1 pseudogene is annotated in these 1289 nt (G+C 53.4%); it reads right to left on the bottom strand.

Annotated elements, in window-relative coordinates:
- Positions 1-1289, bottom strand: a pseudogene (locus tag BLW34_RS16295) (DUF4214 domain-containing protein); the annotation flags it as partial.

Genomic DNA, 1289 nt, shown 5'->3' with positions numbered 1-1289 from the left:
AAGCACCGGTACTGGCATCATAGGTGACTGAGTTGATAGTGGGGATGGCGACGTTGCTGACGGTGATGTTGTTAAATGTATCTTCGACATCAACGGCAGCATCGGCGCCGGCTGCCCAATCTTCTGCTGCAGATAGCATGTAAGTGCTGATATCGGTTGATAAGTTGCCATTTTTATTGAGAATCAGATTGATGGCGGCTTTGTCAGTGGCACTCAAAGTGATTGTGAAAGCCGTACCTGATGTGATCTCGACATTGGCTGTGTCGGTTAGGGTATGGGTTGCACCGCCTTCTCCGGTAAATGTGAATTTAGAAGCATCGATATCATTGGCAGCGCCAGATCGGCTCAGGAAGCCGGTTCCGGTTACCACCAAAGCGCCTGTACTGGCATCATAGGTGGCTGAAGTGAGGGTAGGTGCAGCGACGTTGCTGACGGTGATGCCGTTTCCGGTAGCATCAGCGGTATCGCCATCTGTCACATTGGTATTCCAGTCATCTGCGGCGGCCAGATTGTAGGAGGTGCCGCTGGTTGATGACGTGCCGTTCTTGTTGATGGTCTGATTGATGGCTGCCTTGTCAGTGGCACTTAAGGTGATAGTAAATTGCGTTGCCGAGTCACGTTCAACATCTGCTGAATCGGTCAGGGTATAAGTTGCGCCTCCCTCGCCAGTAAAGGTCAATTTGGAAGCATCGATATCAGCCCCGCTACCTTTTGCCTGAATATTGGCCCCGGTTACGACCAATACGCCGGTGTTGGCGTCATAGGTGGTTGAAGTGATAGTGGGGGTGGCAACATTGCTGACGGTGATGCTGTTACCTGTCATATCGGCAACGGTAACAGTGGCATCAGCGCCGGCAGTCCAGTCTTCTGCTGCGGCAAGATTGTAAGTGGTCGCATCGTAAGAGCTCGTGCCGTTTCTATTGAGGAGCGCATCAACGGCTGCTTTGTCAGTGGCGCCTAAGGCGATTGTGAAAGCCGTGCCTGACGTGATCTCGACATTGGCTGTGTCGGTTAGGGTATGGGTTGCACCGCCTTCTCCGGTAAATGTGAATTTAGAAGCATCGATATCATTGGTTGCGCCTGAGCGACTCAGGAAGCCGCTGCCGGTTACCACTAGAGCACCGGTGCTGGCATCATAGGTAGCTGAAGTAATGGTAGGTGCAGCAACGTTGCTGACGGTGATGCCGTTACCCATCAGATCGGCAACGGTAATAGCGGCATCAGCGCCGGCTGCCCAGTCTTCAGCGGCAGCCAGATTGTAGGCGGTGCCGCTGGTCGATGACGTGCCG

This window comes from Nitrosomonas sp. Nm58 (assembly GCF_900107335.1).
In the GTDB taxonomy this organism is placed as follows: Bacteria; Pseudomonadota; Gammaproteobacteria; order Burkholderiales; family Nitrosomonadaceae; genus Nitrosomonas.
The sequence above is the reverse complement of the archived record's forward strand: the minus strand, read 5'-3'. Positions and strand labels throughout refer to the sequence as shown.